Consider the following 14,755-nt stretch of genomic DNA (forward strand, 5'->3'; position numbering starts at 1 on the left):
TAACTACCGTTACCTGCATGTAATCTAGCGCTAGCTTTTAATATCGCTACTTGTTTAAAACCGAAATCGATTCAACGTTTGAAGATGCGTCAAATCGAACATTGACCATCACGGTTTCACGTTCAAAAGTCACATCATCAAAATCTGTTGCTGCGATCTTAAATCCATTCTTTGCGAATAGGCTCGTCACCATTGTTCGTTGTTTCTGCTCCATAGCGTATGTCAGTAGTTCGTCCATCGTCATCTCCATTAGGCAACAGTGTGTATAAAGTAACCATACAGACTCCACATTATGAGATCAATTGCTTAATTGATAGGCGCTGTTGATGTCATGCAGTGAATGATTTGTTCATTCAGCTTACTAATAGGCGGGTAGCTCAACCATGGCAGAGATTATGGTTAGTGGTGGTGTTATGTGACAAGGCTTCAAGCTCTGGATTGGAAGCTGTTTTTTACCTAAATTGGATAGAAATAAGTGGTTACAAAACGGCTCCACGTTGTTTGTTGTTTTGGTCAATTTTTTCCTTGGAGTCAATGCAGTAACTCACTAGAAACATAGATTTTGAGGAGGAGCTAACATCCAACATGCGTATATATCTATTGGGATTGTAAATGTCAGATTGGTATTGTCATAAGTGTTATTAATTGCATAAGCTTGATTTTAACATTTGTTTGATTTATAAATTCCTCATTCATCAATAACTTCATGATTATATTAGTTTTTACTAACCTTTAAATAACATGGAGAAAAGGCGATGAATAAGAACCAAACACGCAATGGGTTAGCGAATTTAATTAGATTTCGTAAGCCTTATAAGGCAACGGATTTTCTTGTAAGCTCTAGTGAACTGCGAGTTAAGAAAGATGTGTATAGCTTGCGTAAGATTAAGCAGTTAGAAATTCGTCAATTGGGCCTTAAAGAAAACGTAATCAATATCGTTTCATTGGCTTTGGTGCTCTCAGCTGCGACTTGGGCGTTTGTACCTCAGTTTGGCTTGCCAATGCTCGCACTGACTTTCATTTTGGCTTTTATTTCATGGCGAAAATACGAGCTACGTGCAGAGTTTAAAGGGGCAGACGAAACCGGTGATCATTGGGTTTCTGTGGCTCGTGGTTGCACTCGAGAAGAGTTCAAAGTGTTGAAAAATGTCGAATTGGCATTACGCGACCAAGTTTCTTAGTAAACAGGGTATCGCAATACGTTAGGTTCAATAATAAACAGGCTCGTCACTCGTTGGCGAGCTTTTTATTTTCTGAAAAACAAACATACTGAAATTCGGTCAAGATAAGTTGTAGAACTGATGTGTACTCGAATTATCTGAACTGTGACTCAAGGCGATGAATACAAGAGCAGCAATCTTCGATAATAGGGATAAGCTTCAAAATAAGGATATTCGATGCGCATAACTATCAGACCTGCAAAACCGAGCGAACTAGAAGTTATTTATGCCTTGGTTATCTCAAATGATGAGTGGGCGAAGTTTAATGGACCTTATTTCCCATACTCTCATCCATCCTTAGAAATGTTTGAAGAACATTCGTTTCAACGGTTGCTTGATGGCGACGACATGCAGTTGGTAGTGGTCGATGGTGTGCCAGTTGGAACCGTGAGTTGCTACTGGGAATGCGAAGAGACACGTTGGCTTGAAGCTGGAGTGGTGATTTATAACTCGGAATATTGGGGGAAAGGCATTGCAGCATTGGCACTTCCGCTTTGGGTTACTTACCAATTCGAAAATAAACAGATAGAGCGTGTTGGGCTAACTACTTGGTCAGGTAATCCGCGCATGATGTCTCTCGCTTTGAAGCTAGGTTTCCTGCAAGAGGCGAGGCTGAGAAAGGTGCGATATTACCAAGGCGAGTATTATGACTCGTTGAAGTATGGGGTGCTGCGTAGCGAGTGGCTGGAGAGAGGATAGCGATAAATATCTGTTTTTTGTTTGATGATTCCTTATCGATTCAGTGGTAACACCCTGATCTAAAAAGTGAGAGTGAGCGTACTTCTACTCAGATTTTAAAGGATGAGTAGACAATGAAATTATCTAAAGAGAGTGAATCAAGAATTATTGAAATGGCGTGGGAAGACCGAACGCCATTTGAGGCAATAGAACACCAATTTGGTTTAAATGAATCCCAGGTGATTCGTTTTATGCGAAGTCACATGAAGCCAGGTAGCTTCAAATTATGGCGCGCTCGCGTCGCAGGTCGTGCGACAAAACATGTAAAACTTCGTAGCTCTGAAGTGTCGAGAGGTTATTGTCCTTCTCAATACAAGCATCGTTAAATAAGGGCTTATTTATCCATCAATTCCAATGAATACCCCAATATGGAAACGACAGGAAGAAAAGGAATGAGACAGTTTTTTACTTTAGTTTTGGTAACACTTTGCATTGGTGTTGGTTATGTTCAAGCCAATGATATTCGTCTTGAACAAGCTTACGAACATCATCAAAGCGATGTACAAGTTCGTGGCTCTGGTACAGTTTTTCGAATACTTCCAGATGATAATAAAGGTTCTAGACATCAGAAATTCATCTTACGTTTGGACAGTAAACAAACTGTGTTAGTCGCGCACAATATCGACTTGGCTCCTCGTACTCAAGATATAAGAAAAGGGGACCGAGTTGAATTCTATGGTGAATACGAGTGGAACAAGAAAGGTGGTGTCATTCACTGGACTCACAGAGACCCTAACAACCGTCACGTTCACGGTTGGTTAAAGCACAATGGGAACGTATACGAGTAAATACCTCTGAGCCTTTCCCTTCATGGCTATGAAATAAAAAGGAATTCTGATGTTCAAACTGGAAACTGATAGGTTGGTCCTCCGAGATATGACGCTCGAGGATCAAAGCGCGTTTGTCGTTATGTCACAGGATGCGAAATATCAGCGCTTCTATGATGAGACTGATTGTGAGCCTAGTAAGTACCAACAACTCACCCAATTGTTTGTTGAACAGGCTGAGGAAGATCCTCGGCAGTCCTATCAATTAGCTGTTGAAAGTAAAGAGTCAGGGAAGTTTATCGGAACCGTGTGTTTACGCCTTGAAGATAACCAGCAAGCTTCAATGGGCTGCGCTTTTGCGAGAGAAATTCAGGGGAAAGGGCTACCTATAGAAGCGGCTAAAGCTTTGGCTGAGTTTGGGTTTTCAGAGTTAGGGGTTCATCGTATTTATGCGGAAACCATTGGTGAGAATCTAGCGGCGATAAAATTGTGTAAGTCACTTGGAATGAGACAAGAAGCTTGCTTTAAAGAGCACCGATTCTTCAAAAATAAGTGGTGGGATACCGTTGTATTAGCAATGCTTCACTCAGAGTGGGAACGAAGTTGAAATGAGAATTGGCATACTGAATCAAACTAGAGGCCTCGACAAAGACGGGTTCATCGAAAATCTATACTCTCCTAGGAATATCGCTCCCGAATTCCAAGATGCCGTGAATGCTGTTATTGATTCGTTGTTAAGTGACCTTCCGAATCAAATTGATGGTATCTACCTATACGGAAGTGTGCCGAGAGGGACGGCGGTTTTTGGTCATTCGGATTTGGATGTTTCTATCGTACTTAATACTCCTATTGAACAACAAGAGAAGCGAGTATTTAAGAACCTTTCTGACACCATTCCCAAAGTATATCCCCAAGTCAGTAAGCTTGATATCGACCCTGGCTTTCTTTCGGAAGTGCTGCAACCACAAGAGAAATTCCATTGGCAGTTTTGGCTCAAGCACTGTTGCTGTTGTATTTGGGGTAATGACTTATCTATTGATTTTCCACGTTACAAACCTAGTAGTGAAATAGCCCAAGCACTTAATGGTGACTTGTCTACTTTTCTGGAGCAAATGAGTCCAGCTTTTAAAACAATGACCGATACAGATGTAGTTAAGGTGATTGGCAAGAAGTTAGTGCGGGCGGCGTACTACTTTGTCGCTGAGAAAGACGGAAGTTGGTACACCAACCTGAGCCAGTGTACTGCTGTAGCCAAGCGTTATTATCCAGAACAAAGTGACGATATTGAACTAGCGTATCAATACGCTCTCGGGCAATTAACCTCTAAAGTTGAAGCCTTGGAGTTGTATGAAAGACTAAGCAAGAACTTGTCGTGAGCGTTAGTGAGCCTGCAAATCGGTGGGGTAAATCATTGGCATATGCATACCGCTTCGCATTTATTTTATAAATCATAACCAGTTGAATGTATTAAAAACTGATGTGTTGTAGGGTCTGTGCTTTATTGCCAATAGAGACCGAGGAACAAAATGTACGCCAATAAGTATTCTAATTTTTGGAGACGCTTCTTTGCTATCTGGATAGATTCGATCGTATTTTTACCTTTGGAGTGGATAGACGACTACGTACTTTCTGGCGTGATAAGTTCAGGTGGTGTTTTTGTTTGGGGAGTCGTGAACTCACTAATTGGTATCACTTACTACGTTGGCATGCATGCTAAATTTGGGCAAACAATCGGTAAAATGGTCACTCGAGTGAAAGTGGTGGATGTATCTGAAAGTCGAAACCTAACCCTCAAACAGTCTTGTATGAGAGATATTGTTCCAATCATGCTTATCCCCTTTAGTCTCTATGCTTATGCGCAACTGTCTTTTTACGGACAAACTTGGGAAAGTTTAGAGCAAGGACGAGCCTTTATTTTTGTTGGCTACGCAATGATCGGTTGGGTTCTTTTAGAGTTCATCTCGATGCTATTTAATCACAAACGCAGAGCGATTCATGATTTCATCGCAGGCTCAGTTGTCGTAAAGAAAGTTTAACTCTCTAAATTGGATATGTTCCTCTAAAACAACGGTGATAAAAGGCTCTACGACGTTTTTGAGGGCTCAAAAACGGTGAAACCCCGATGTTGGTAGTAATCTTAGCTGTATGATATTGATTTATATGAATTTCATGTATTTAGAGCTGGTGGTTAAGCTCTAATTGGCCTAAAAAATGGTTAAAAAGGCCAATGAAATAGTTAAATAAAATCAATAGATTAGCTACTTGGTACTACTGTATTAGTCCACCCTAAAGTGGGCTTGAAATCGATTCGTTGAATCGTTTTACGCTTCGGGAATCCTTTTCGTTAATTGCTGCGCAAATAGAATTTCACTGAAAAAATCGTGCATAGTTTTTCTACCAGTAGATGAAAAATCTTAATTTTCATGTAGTGAGAAAGGTAAGGAGAACGACATGGCGACGCGTAAAATCAGACCTAGACAATTTATTGATGAGTTTTACCCTGATTCAGGGATATGCAATACCACCATCATAAACTGGATTAAACATGGCAAGCTCGAGGGCACTAGAACGCCAACGGGCCGATATTTAGTCTGTGTTGACGACGAGATAGGGAACCCTGCAGACAGGGTGAGTGAACTTCTAAGATTCTTGGAGTCATAAATGGTTGGTAGAGCTAGAAGCAAAGAAACGGCTCATTACCCTCCATTCTTGGTGAAAATGAGCCATAGGGGGCAATCTCGATTTCGGTTTACGACCGTAGATGGTGTGAAGAAGCTATTTCCTATCGGGACTGTAGAGCAAGAAGCGATACAAGCTGCGCATGTTTACAACTTGCAATATCGTCCTGAGCTAGGAAGCGCGTTTTCCCTTTCCGAGATGACCCCATTTCGTAAAGCTGTCTCCAAAGGCCGTAAGGACAAATTTAATCGGCCTTTAAAAGAGTGGCTTCCATTAGTGTTGTCTCGTGTGAAGAAAGAGGAACGGCTTTCCAAAGACGTTTATCGAAATTTGGAGAGGGACTGTTACCGCCTTGATGAGTTCATGGGGCGGTTGCCAACCAAATCGATCAAGTTACAGCACATCAATGAGTTCCTTTCGAAATACTATTCAGAGTTAAGTAATCGTCAGCTCAACAATAAGATCAGTAACCTTAAAAAGGTATTTTCCTACCTTGCTGATGAGAGCGCTATTGAGAGTAATTTTGTACTCAATAAAAAACAGCGTCGATTGACCAGAGAAGATTACACAAAAGCTCGCCACGACCTAGATATCGAAAACTACCAAAAGGTCTACGATGCAGCGCCACTGTTTCTTAAGGTCGCAATGAGCTTAACACTTGAGACGACTCATGCTGTGAGAGAGATCTATAGGCTTCGTTATCGTATATACAAACCACGGGAAGGCGTTTGTGGGATTCTTTGGAACCCTGACAAAGAGGTGGAGTATGTGGATGGGCATGCAGTGTATGGAATGCTTTATGTTCATCGAGAAAAGGTGAAAAAGTCCGATGCTTCCACCGTCGCCATTCCTGTCACTCAGACGATTAAAGACATTGTCGATCTTTCTAAAACATCGAGATTGATTTGTCCTTATATCGTTCATCGTAAACCCAAACAGCAGCAACGTGGCATTTCAAAAGAGACCGATCATCTGTACCAAGTACATCATCACAATATAAGTAAAGAGTTTAGTAAGGTTCGAGACTCATTAGGGCTTTATAGTCACCTAAAGAAATCGCTAAGGCCGACCTATCATGAAATTCGAGGACTAGCTGCTCGAATGATTGAACAGCAAGGGCAGAGTGCTACTGAGCGAATGGCGCATGCGAACGCGAAAACAACAAAAATCTATACAGGCACAAGTGACATTGTTTGGCATCAAGTACCACCTGTTGAGGTTATGCCAAAAAGTGGCCAGAAGTGATTTGTGTTAGTTGTTTAGTTTTGGGGGAATTCGGAATCCGAATTTGAATCCGCATCGCTTTAAATTGCGTTGTAATTCGGATTCCGAATTATTAGATTAAGGAAATACGACTTGAGTCCCTTCACCACAAGAGCATGTAATTGAGTACGTGTTCTTTTTCTTACTGACTTTAGCTGAATTAGATTGGCAAGAATGGCAACTAATACGCATTGCAGTATTCACCTTACATTGTGGGCAGTAGACGTAATACCCATACTTTCCATACCTCGGCTCGGTCTGAGGGCTTTGACACTTCTTACAATTAAAACCATGCCTTATTTGTGGAACTTTGGCCTCTTCAATTGTTTCTTAGGCTGGAACCAAGTCTACCTTTTCAGTTTCGCTCAATTCTGCGAGATGTACTTTGGGAGCCGGAGAGGACGTAGGTACATGTTGTTCGTTTAGAAAGTGAACTAGGCGGTACAGTTCATCACGATTAAACGTAGGGTTCGGGTTTAGAATTGAACCTACGCGGTGCTTTTTGATGAGACTCTTAACGCAGCTACCAATAGACTCGGCTTTAATGAGCTTCTTCGATATATCTTTAGGGATAGAAGTTCGATCGATTAGAGCGTCGTTGGAAGCGGCACAGAGTTGATCCCAACAGCGACCACCAAAGTACGCTTGTACAAACGCAATTCGGTCTAGTAACGACTTAGCGTTGTCATTTAACAGTGCTTTCAATAGTTTGGTTTGCAACTTAGCTTGCTCGATAGGCGAGGGCATTCCTGTCCATTTCCCTCTTACGGTTCGACTCCATTCGAGTTGATTGTTGACCTTAACCTCACCACGAATCGATTTTGACTCAATAATGATAAATCCTTTGTTATAAAGGACTAAGTGATCGATCTGAGCTGTTTCATTTTTAAATTGTATGCGTAGGTCATTAATAATGAAAACGTCATTTGCATCTCCAAACTCTCTGCGTAAGTAAAACGCGACATCTTGCTCTACTTTTGCGCCAGCTTTCTGTTGAAGACTGTTGTCGATTTTTGAATCTCTATCCTTAGTAATCATTCTTTATTCCTGCTTTTTTATAAAAGCAGTTTACCATGCAGTCTTGTTCATATTGATGGTGTGTATGTTTTTGAGACATATGTTCTTTTTCGAACACTGTTATTGATGAAAATTGTGAAATATCTCTTTTCGAAAGCTCGAAGTAGAGAGTAGGAAACCTGCAACCCGCTGTTTAATAATGTGTTTGTTAGGCATCCTGTTATTGTGCGTGTTAGGGCGTTGTGAGCGTCATGAAAGTTGTAAATAGGTAATGGTGGCGCAACAATAAGAGGTGATACGCAGCCATTGCTGCAGAGAAAAACACACACATAAATTGTTATTGAGTTGTGGAGTGACTAGAGGCCTCAGCCCTAAGAGCAGGTGATAGCGTCCTGTTTCGTGATTATGAAGTCATTTCAGAATTCGGAATCCGAATTTCATTTATCGTTATTTTACGAATATTCTTGATAGTGGGCTAACAGCGCCATTGGCGCCTCTATCAATGATGTGAGTATAGATTTGCGTTGTCTTCAAATCGGTGTGACCAAGTTGTTCTTGAACGGTTCTGATATCCGCTCCGCTTTGAAGAAGGTGCGTAGCGAATGAGTGACTTAAAGTATGACACGAGATGTTTTTCTCAATGTTGGCTTTTTGGCCTGCTACCTTAATGTGTTTTTGAAGCGCTGTTGGGTGAATATGGTGCCTACGTAGCTCGCCTGTTTGTAAATCTGGCGACAAACGACCGGAAGGAAAGAGGAATTGCCAATTTAGGCTCCTTTCTGCGCTTGGGTATTTTCTAGCGAGAGATTCAGGTAGGTATACACCAGAGAAAACCGTGTCATTCATGTCTTGATGATAGTAACTCGCGGATCTCTGTTGCTGTTGTTTGATTGCGGGGAAAAGCTCTGGTGCTATTGTCACTATGCGGTTTTTACCTCCTTTCCCTTGCCATACACGTATGGATTTATATGCATAATCGATATCTTGTATGCGTAAGCGTAGACACTCCATTAAACGCAACCCTGATCCATACATTAATTGATAAGCTAATTTGTAGTTAGTTGAACAGTGATTGAATAGCCTTCCAATCTCTTCTGGAGTCATGACTGTTGGCAATTTTCGTGATTTATCTGAGCGCCGAAACTGCATATCAAGCTCTATGGGTTCTTGAATAATTTCTTTGTATAAAAAGACTAATGCATTGAGAGCCAGACTTTGTGTTTTCCTCGCTGACTTTTTGTTAACAACTAGGTGGGTTAGGAAATCTGCTACATGCCTGGAAGTTAAGCTCTTTGGGTGCTTTTTATCATGATAAAGAATGTATTGGTGAATCCAATAAATGTACGCCTCCGTTGTACGAAGGGCATAGTGCCGTCCAAGCATGTATTCTTGTATATACGATAGAAATGGTGATTTTTCATTAAACTGTAACTGGCTATCTATACATGAGTTTCAGTTTGGCACATCAATTCATGCTATATAGAAAAATTCTGTATTTTGGGATGTAGGCAGAGAGCTGTAGTGCTTAAGTTACTGTTAGTTTTTATAAAAACGGGGTATCGTTTACGTCATTGAGATACTAGACAGAATAATTCTGTATTTAAGTGCAGAATTTTTCTGTCTAAAATAGCTGTTAGTTGCCTACGCCTTTGACAATGGAGTAAACAGTGTTTTTTAAGATACCTACAAGGTTTGTATCAGAAGAATTAGAATTGCTTAAAGCTTTTCATCAGCAACAAGAAGATCAAATCTCTGATTTTATTACAAACATCGACCAGCACATTCAGACCGAGTGGCAAGAAGGTTGGCACCAGAACTATGCAGGTGATCCCGGTGAATTGATAGAGTACCCAGTTGAAAGGTTGGGAAATGTCACAGAACAAGAATACAACCTGAGAGAGATTTTTACAGGTGTAATGCCAATGTATCAGAGGCAAGCAATGCTTCTTAGCATGTGGGCTTTATATGAATGCGAGTTTACAGCCTACTATTCTCATGTTGCTTCAATGCTAGGGCGGAGAGCTACGCTTCCCAACCAAAATGGGGCGAGAGTAAGTCAACTGACACACATTATAAATTGCTTCAAGCGACTTGGGTGTTTAGATATAGAATCGGATGAGTTTATACAGGCGGTTTCAAGATTAAATGGTGAAGTTAGGCTTATAAGAAATGCTTGGGCTCATAATGGTGGCAAGTTAAAAAATAATGATGTTATTGCTGACGTTGAAGGTATCACACTCTTAACTGGTCAAGTAAATCTTTCGTCTAACTACATTAATCAAGTATCTGAATTGATGGCACTAGTAACAAGCGAGTTGTCCGATTCCGTAGTAGAAGTAGTGGCACAGCATAAATTGGAAGCCGGCAACTAACAATCTGTTTAAGAGTGATTCGCAACGCTTGGCGTTTTCGCTTCGCCAGAGTATAGCCAAGCGCCGCTCACACCCTAATGCGGCGTTATATTGCTAAGAATATACAAATTTTAGGAGGGAGCAGAGGGGAGTGGCGATGTCCTACTCTCGCATGGGGGAGCCCCACACTACCATCGGCGCTACTATGTTTCACTTCTGAGTTCGGCATGGGTTCAGGTGGTGCCATAGTGCTATAGTCGCCATCAATAGGGTGATTTTAGTTAGATTCCCATTGCTTATCCGAAGATAGGAGCAATTTTCTCAATAACACAAATCGTAAAGTAGATTGCACTTGGCGTAGCCAAGATACAGGCAATATATTTATCCACTTAAATACTCCTTGTTGTAGGAGTCGCAACTAAGTCGGTGAGCTAACAGTCATTTCTGTCGTGAAGTCCGATTAGTTCCACAGCGTCAAACATATGGGCTTGCGAGGCGAAAAGAACAGCCCTCAGGCTACCAACCCTATTCACCAGTAACAAAAATATCCTTAATCTTTAGAATACCTTCATTTAGTTAATGTCTATCAAACTCGCGTATGCCATGTTTTTTTGCGTGGGAGATTATACATACCTTACATACTGAACAAAAGCTTTGATTTCCAATAAATTCAATACTATCATGGGATTGTCAAACATATGGGCTTGCTTATGATTTTCTTTACCAGAGTAAATCTAATCTAGCCAAAAACCCGCTTATCAGCGGGTTTTTTTTCATATCGAGTGTTCTGTTCGTCAGGGATATTGAGAGTGTTAACAAAAAAATCTTCGTATCAGGAAAAAAGCATAAATTTATCAGTGTTTAATGAGCGTACTAGTTATGAACTAAAATACTTGAAAAATTATATTGTAGATATCAGTGAAGCTATATCTGAAAAAGGTGATGTTCTAGAGCAGAAAATGATTTCTGATATTGATAATTACCCTGAAGATGAAGAAATGTTGGTTGATTAATTTAATCGAGAAATATCTAAGCTAAAGAGTTACTTTTATCATTCTTCAGTTGTTCTCGTCTACACAATGCTTGAAAGTACCCTTTCACATCTAGGTGCTGAACTTAAAGATTTTACTAATAGTAAACTGTCTCTTGATGATTTAAACGATCCCAATTTATTTACCAAACCTATAAAGTTTATAGATTTGGTATGTGGTGTAGATTTGAAAAAAGAAACAGTAACTTATGAAAGAATTAAAAATTTTCAAAAGTTAAGAAATCAAATTGTTCATCAAAACTCTCGTATTAAAGGAAAAACAGAAAAGTCGTTAAAAGACCGTGCAGATGGATTAAAAAACATGTTTCCCGGGATAGAGGTTAATGAAGATACCTGGGACTTCTACATTACAGAGAGCACTCTGATTGAAGAGTTAGTTGGGGTAGTTGAGGCTTTTATAAAATTAGCCATATCAGAGATAGAAAAAAAGGTCTTTGTTGTACAAACCGCAATATAACAAGCATTTAAGAGTGATTCTCAACGCTTGGCATTTTTCATTCCATCGTCGAGTTCAGTGTTTACGGTGGTAAGGTTAGGTTTCGTGGTTGCGTTGTTCACACCTTAATGCGGCGTTATGTTTCAGCGGAGTTCATATGAACAAACCAAATGTAGAAGACATTTATTCTCTTATTGGCGTAGCCCTAGTTAATATACAGTCTCTAGAATCCTTGATGAAGTTTTGCACCACGTTTGTTCTACAAGATGGTGACTTTATTGACTTCGAAGGGTTAACAAAATTAGAGAAAAGAGAGAAGAAGAAAACTTTGGGTTATTTTATCGGAAGGGTAAAAGAGCGTGCAGATGTTCATCCTAATCTTCTCCTTCTCTTGGAGTCATTCCTCGAAAACAGGAACATGTTAGTTCATAACGTTGATTCAATTCCTAATTGGGATCTCAATACAGTTGAAGGGACAACGGCGGCAAAGGTGTTTGTTGGAAACTTGATTCGACAAACAAGAATCCTAACTCAGATATTCAGCGCCCTAGTTACTGCTTGGCAACAGCAAGTTGGCATTGAAATCAAACTTGGGGATAGTGAGCAAAAAGTACTTGATGAAATTCAGCTAGAATATGGTTCATTTATAGACGAACTGTTCATGGAAAAAGAAACATAGCAAAGCATTTAAGACGGGTTCCCAACGCTCGGCATTTTCGGTTTGCTTCGGCTTAAGTGTTTACGGCACAATGCTTTAAGTAAGGTGGTCTGCGTTGCTCACCACTTAATGCGGCGTTATGTATATACGGGGAACTCGGCGAAAGTTCCCCTTAAGTATCTCTATTTACCACCTACAATGCGGACGTTATTAGACCCACGAATATTAAATTTCTCTAGTTTGTTAAGGTCATAATTTTTCTGAACATCCCCAAATATGATGTTCACTCTTTCCATGTTTCTTTTGCCCTGTTCATCGATGTGATAAGGAGTATGTAGTTTCACTTCTTCCACTGGAGCGCATGATGCTGAGTTATCGCTATGAATTATAATGACGTGTGTACATGTTTTAGCTTTAGCTAAAGGACTTCGGTAGCCGACAATCTCATGGTTAGCAATAGCATCTTCAGCTTGATCTTTGTGTTTCTGAGCTGTCGATGGTTTAACTACAAAATACTTCATACTTATCTTATTTTTAACTTTACGGGGTGTTGTTCCATTATGCATGAATGTGGCGAGGGAATATACATAACAATAAATTTAAGAGTGATTCACAACGCTTGGCGTTTTCACTTCAAGCTAGTTTAGTGTTTATGGCACAATTCTTTAGGTAGGGTGTTAGCGTTGTTCACACCTTAACGCGGCGTTAGCACTCTCTCCCCATACGTAGGCTCAACTAGTTGCATTTGTAGGCTTTATCGTATCTAATGCGCGCCAAAAACGCAGTTGCTCACATCAAGTGCTTCAACTAGCTAAATCAAGTTTCGAGACGGATAGTTTACTTTGAAGAAATTTTTGTACGTGTTGTTTGTTAACAACAAGGTAGTGGACTTTATTAGCTCTACATTTCTTAGTGTTGTAGTCCCACCTATTGTCGCACTTTATTACGGCACACTGGATATCTGGGGCGATGATTGGAACTGGGTTAAAGACTATAAGTCTCTCCACGAATTCTTGTTCTCAATTTTAGCAGCATTCACATTTATTGTACTGTTTCTAAAAGGTATTTCTGAAACATTCAAAGGACGTGTTGCAAAAAGATACGAATTACTTCTTGAATCTTTGATTGTTTTATTCAATGGTTTAGTTAAGAAAAAGAGAGATAGGTTCTACCAACAAGCTAAAACGCTTAAGCCAAAGGAAGACGTATTCAAGCGTATAACCCAGCCTCGAGATCAATTGGAACATGTGCTTGATGGTACCAAACGCTTCTTGACAGAAGGGTTAGGCTTAGACCAAAAAAACATTGGTATCACTATTATACAGGGTGCTCCCGCAGAAAAGCGTTGGTGGTATGACTTTAAGTGTGATGCTCAAAAGCAGCACACCAAGGCAAAAGATTTGATGGAAGGTAAATCTACTGCTCAGTATTGTTTTGAACATGGGGATAGCCTCTTCATTCCTGACCTGAGAAAAGGCATTAAAGAAGGTGTGTTTTTCGAGTCTAGTCGCTCTAAAAAAACGGGTATCGGCTCAATTTTTTGTAAACCAGTTCGTGTAACAATCAACCATGTAGATTATGTTTATATTTTCACTATTGCAGTTTATGGACAACATTTGTGTACACCGTACGATGAAAACGAGTGTCGAGCATGTGAAAAGATACTCGATGAAGTCGCAGATAGAGTAGAGCTAGAGCTTTATTTGCATTCGATGAAGCAGTACCGCGAATCTGGAGGGAAAGCAGCATGAGATTAATACTTATGAGCAAACCAGGCGAGTTTAAGTACGAGCATGAGAAAGACCAGTCCAAAGCGGCAGCGGTTAAAATGCTTGCGCGTATTTTGAAAAAATCGCAAGACAAGGACACTGAGGTTGCGGTCTCAAACACTGCTGGTGAATTAGAGAGAACATCGCAAGCATCAGAATAGAGTGCTAACAAACTGTTTAAGAGTGATTCGCAACGCGTGGCATTTTTACTATGCGTTGGTTTTAGTGATTAAGGTGGTATGTGGTGGCTTCGGTATTGCGTTGGTCACACTTTAACAGGGCGTTAAATGCACGAGGAAGTTATGGATAAACTGTTTCAGAGAATAGGCTCTAAATCCAACGCTCATGTAGGTCGTGAGTTCGAATCTGCTGCATCAAAATTTTTTCTGAGCCAAGGCTTAGAACTTATTCCCAATCTGAGAGTTGAAGTCGGAATTTCAAACTTGAAGAAACTACATGCGTTCGACCTCGGTTGTATTGACCAACAAATCATTGTTGAGTGTAAGGCTCATAAATGGACAACAGGTGGTAATGTTCCTAGCGCGAAATTGACGGTTTGGAATGAAGCAATGTATTACTTTTATACAGCTCCAGCTGGTTTCAGAAAAATCATGTTTGTTCTTCGTGATTTCAGTGCAAAGAGAAACGAGACTTTAGCCCAATATTATATCCGTACTTATAAGCATTTAATCCCAAATGACGTCGAGCTTTGGGAATACGATGAGAACACTGAAAGCGCATCGAAACTGTGCATTTAACAAACAATTTAAGCAGATTCGCTACGCTTGGCGGTTTCAGTTTGAATC

The 14,755-nt window shown here is 40.3% G+C and carries 21 protein-coding genes and 1 rRNA gene; 17 read left to right on the plus strand and 5 right to left on the minus strand.

All coding sequences use genetic code 11. The features are described 5' to 3' along the window. Positions 1 to 46: 46 nt before the first annotated feature. Positions 47 to 238, minus strand: coding sequence for a hypothetical protein (locus tag L0992_06150; GenBank protein ID XGB68269.1), 192 nt, complete (start codon positions 236 to 238; stop codon positions 47 to 49). 517 nt (positions 239 to 755) lie between these two features. Here L0992_06150 and L0992_06155 point away from each other — a divergent pair. The 9 genes from L0992_06155 (at position 756) to L0992_06195 (ending at position 6,649) form a co-directional block, all read left to right on the plus strand. Then, a complete protein-coding gene (locus L0992_06155) occupies positions 756 to 1,181 on the plus strand; it encodes a hypothetical protein (GenBank protein XGB68270.1) in 426 nt (141 codons plus the stop codon). A gap of 216 nt (positions 1,182 to 1,397) precedes the next feature. Beyond that, positions 1,398 to 1,919 (plus strand): GNAT family N-acetyltransferase, encoded by a 522-nt coding sequence (locus L0992_06160; GenBank protein XGB68271.1) that lies wholly within the window; start codon positions 1,398 to 1,400, stop codon positions 1,917 to 1,919. 113 nt (positions 1,920 to 2,032) lie between these two features. Further along, entirely contained in the window at positions 2,033 to 2,284 is a 252-nt protein-coding gene (locus tag L0992_06165) for a TIGR03643 family protein (GenBank protein XGB68272.1), read from the plus strand. A 66-nt stretch (positions 2,285 to 2,350) separates the two neighbouring features. Beyond that, on the plus strand, positions 2,351 to 2,746 hold the full coding sequence (locus tag L0992_06170) for a DUF3465 domain-containing protein (GenBank protein ID XGB68273.1): 396 nt from the start codon (positions 2,351 to 2,353) through the stop codon (positions 2,744 to 2,746). A gap of 49 nt (positions 2,747 to 2,795) precedes the next feature. Then, positions 2,796 to 3,332 (plus strand): GNAT family N-acetyltransferase, encoded by a 537-nt coding sequence (locus L0992_06175; protein ID XGB68274.1) that lies wholly within the window; start codon positions 2,796 to 2,798, stop codon positions 3,330 to 3,332. Between the two features lie 13 nt (positions 3,333 to 3,345). Continuing rightward, positions 3,346 to 4,101 carry a nucleotidyltransferase domain-containing protein gene (locus L0992_06180; protein ID XGB68693.1) on the plus strand — a complete coding sequence of 252 codons (756 nt, stop codon included), beginning with the start codon at positions 3,346 to 3,348 and terminating at the stop codon, positions 4,099 to 4,101. A 150-nt stretch (positions 4,102 to 4,251) separates the two neighbouring features. Continuing rightward, positions 4,252 to 4,761: an RDD family protein gene (locus L0992_06185; protein XGB68275.1), complete on the plus strand. Its 510-nt coding sequence runs from the start codon at positions 4,252 to 4,254 to the stop codon at positions 4,759 to 4,761. A 415-nt stretch (positions 4,762 to 5,176) separates the two neighbouring features. Continuing rightward, on the plus strand, positions 5,177 to 5,386 hold the full coding sequence (locus L0992_06190; protein ID XGB68276.1) for a hypothetical protein: 210 nt from the start codon (positions 5,177 to 5,179) through the stop codon (positions 5,384 to 5,386). Continuing rightward, positions 5,387 to 6,649 (plus strand): integrase, encoded by a 1,263-nt coding sequence (locus L0992_06195; GenBank protein ID XGB68277.1) that lies wholly within the window; start codon positions 5,387 to 5,389, stop codon positions 6,647 to 6,649. Between the two features lie 348 nt (positions 6,650 to 6,997). Here the strand turns inward: L0992_06195 and L0992_06200 are convergent, their stop codons facing one another. Together L0992_06200 and L0992_06205 are read right to left on the minus strand one after the other, a co-directional pair. Then, a complete protein-coding gene (locus tag L0992_06200; protein ID XGB68278.1) occupies positions 6,998 to 7,705 on the minus strand; it encodes an NERD domain-containing protein in 708 nt (235 codons plus the stop codon). 426 nt (positions 7,706 to 8,131) lie between these two features. Continuing rightward, on the minus strand, positions 8,132 to 9,067 hold the full coding sequence (locus L0992_06205; protein XGB68279.1) for an integron integrase: 936 nt from the start codon (positions 9,065 to 9,067) through the stop codon (positions 8,132 to 8,134). A gap of 284 nt (positions 9,068 to 9,351) precedes the next feature. On the opposite strand from L0992_06205, the gene L0992_06210 reads away from it, so the two are divergent. Next, on the plus strand, positions 9,352 to 10,056 hold the full coding sequence (locus tag L0992_06210; GenBank protein ID XGB68280.1) for a hypothetical protein: 705 nt from the start codon (positions 9,352 to 9,354) through the stop codon (positions 10,054 to 10,056). 128 nt (positions 10,057 to 10,184) lie between these two features. On the opposite strand, the gene rrf is transcribed toward L0992_06210, so the two are convergent. Then, positions 10,185 to 10,300, minus strand: a 5S ribosomal RNA gene (gene rrf, locus L0992_06215). Between the two features lie 544 nt (positions 10,301 to 10,844). Between rrf and L0992_06220 the strand changes: the two genes are divergently transcribed. From L0992_06220 to L0992_06230, 3 genes are all read left to right on the plus strand, one after another. Beyond that, complete coding sequence (locus L0992_06220; protein ID XGB68281.1) at positions 10,845 to 11,048, plus strand: hypothetical protein; 204 nt, start codon at positions 10,845 to 10,847, stop codon at positions 11,046 to 11,048. A gap of 66 nt (positions 11,049 to 11,114) precedes the next feature. Further along, on the plus strand, positions 11,115 to 11,543 hold the full coding sequence (locus tag L0992_06225; protein XGB68282.1) for a hypothetical protein: 429 nt from the start codon (positions 11,115 to 11,117) through the stop codon (positions 11,541 to 11,543). A 136-nt stretch (positions 11,544 to 11,679) separates the two neighbouring features. Then, positions 11,680 to 12,201, plus strand: a complete 522-nt coding sequence (locus L0992_06230; GenBank protein XGB68283.1) for a hypothetical protein — start codon at positions 11,680 to 11,682, stop codon at positions 12,199 to 12,201. Between the two features lie 161 nt (positions 12,202 to 12,362). Here L0992_06230 and L0992_06235 read toward each other — a convergent pair whose 3' ends face one another. After that, a complete protein-coding gene (locus L0992_06235) occupies positions 12,363 to 12,701 on the minus strand; it encodes a hypothetical protein (GenBank protein ID XGB68284.1) in 339 nt (112 codons plus the stop codon). 321 nt (positions 12,702 to 13,022) lie between these two features. Between L0992_06235 and L0992_06240 the strand changes: the two genes are divergently transcribed. Genes L0992_06240 through L0992_06255 form a run of 4 tightly spaced genes read left to right on the plus strand, consistent with a single transcriptional unit; the run spans position 13,023 to position 14,707 of the window. After that, positions 13,023 to 13,931: a hypothetical protein gene (locus tag L0992_06240; GenBank protein ID XGB68285.1), complete on the plus strand. Its 909-nt coding sequence runs from the start codon at positions 13,023 to 13,025 to the stop codon at positions 13,929 to 13,931. After that, on the plus strand, positions 13,928 to 14,110 hold the full coding sequence (locus L0992_06245; GenBank protein ID XGB68286.1) for a hypothetical protein: 183 nt from the start codon (positions 13,928 to 13,930) through the stop codon (positions 14,108 to 14,110). The genes L0992_06240 and L0992_06245 overlap by 4 nt, the downstream gene beginning before the upstream one ends. A 22-nt stretch (positions 14,111 to 14,132) precedes the next feature. Then, a complete protein-coding gene (locus L0992_06250) occupies positions 14,133 to 14,225 on the plus strand; it encodes a DUF3265 domain-containing protein (protein XGB68694.1) in 93 nt (30 codons plus the stop codon). A gap of 26 nt (positions 14,226 to 14,251) precedes the next feature. Beyond that, the gene (locus L0992_06255) at positions 14,252 to 14,707 is read left to right on the plus strand and encodes a hypothetical protein (protein ID XGB68287.1); all 456 of its coding nucleotides are present in this window, start codon (positions 14,252 to 14,254) and stop codon (positions 14,705 to 14,707) included. Positions 14,708 to 14,755 lie beyond the last annotated feature (48 nt).

Source organism: Vibrio pomeroyi (assembly GCA_041879425.1).
Taxonomy (GTDB): Bacteria; Pseudomonadota; Gammaproteobacteria; order Enterobacterales; family Vibrionaceae; genus Vibrio; species Vibrio pomeroyi_A.

Excerpts from the sequence above, each read along its gene's own strand:
- L0992_06255 (XGB68287.1), top strand. The coding sequence starts at position 14,252 with ATGGATAAACTGTTTCAGAGAATAGGCTCTAAATCCAACGCTCATGTA.
- L0992_06155 (XGB68270.1), top strand. The coding sequence starts at position 756 with ATGAATAAGAACCAAACACGCAATGGGTTAGCGAATTTAATTAGATTT.
- L0992_06225 (XGB68282.1), top strand. The coding sequence starts at position 11,115 with ATGCTTGAAAGTACCCTTTCACATCTAGGTGCTGAACTTAAAGATTTT.
- L0992_06190 (XGB68276.1), top strand. The coding sequence starts at position 5,177 with ATGGCGACGCGTAAAATCAGACCTAGACAATTTATTGATGAGTTTTAC.
- L0992_06175 (XGB68274.1), top strand. The coding sequence starts at position 2,796 with ATGTTCAAACTGGAAACTGATAGGTTGGTCCTCCGAGATATGACGCTC.
- L0992_06150 (XGB68269.1), bottom strand. The coding sequence starts at position 238 with ATGGACGAACTACTGACATACGCTATGGAGCAGAAACAACGAACAATG.
- L0992_06165 (XGB68272.1), top strand. The coding sequence starts at position 2,033 with ATGAAATTATCTAAAGAGAGTGAATCAAGAATTATTGAAATGGCGTGG.
- L0992_06235 (XGB68284.1), bottom strand. The coding sequence starts at position 12,701 with ATGAAGTATTTTGTAGTTAAACCATCGACAGCTCAGAAACACAAAGAT.
- L0992_06230 (XGB68283.1), top strand. The coding sequence starts at position 11,680 with ATGAACAAACCAAATGTAGAAGACATTTATTCTCTTATTGGCGTAGCC.
- L0992_06200 (XGB68278.1), bottom strand. The coding sequence starts at position 7,705 with ATGATTACTAAGGATAGAGATTCAAAAATCGACAACAGTCTTCAACAG.
- L0992_06245 (XGB68286.1), top strand. The coding sequence starts at position 13,928 with ATGAGATTAATACTTATGAGCAAACCAGGCGAGTTTAAGTACGAGCAT.
- L0992_06185 (XGB68275.1), top strand. The coding sequence starts at position 4,252 with ATGTACGCCAATAAGTATTCTAATTTTTGGAGACGCTTCTTTGCTATC.
- L0992_06205 (XGB68279.1), bottom strand. The coding sequence starts at position 9,067 with ATGCTTGGACGGCACTATGCCCTTCGTACAACGGAGGCGTACATTTAT.
- L0992_06170 (XGB68273.1), top strand. The coding sequence starts at position 2,351 with ATGAGACAGTTTTTTACTTTAGTTTTGGTAACACTTTGCATTGGTGTT.
- L0992_06160 (XGB68271.1), top strand. The coding sequence starts at position 1,398 with ATGCGCATAACTATCAGACCTGCAAAACCGAGCGAACTAGAAGTTATT.
- L0992_06195 (XGB68277.1), top strand. The coding sequence starts at position 5,387 with ATGGTTGGTAGAGCTAGAAGCAAAGAAACGGCTCATTACCCTCCATTC.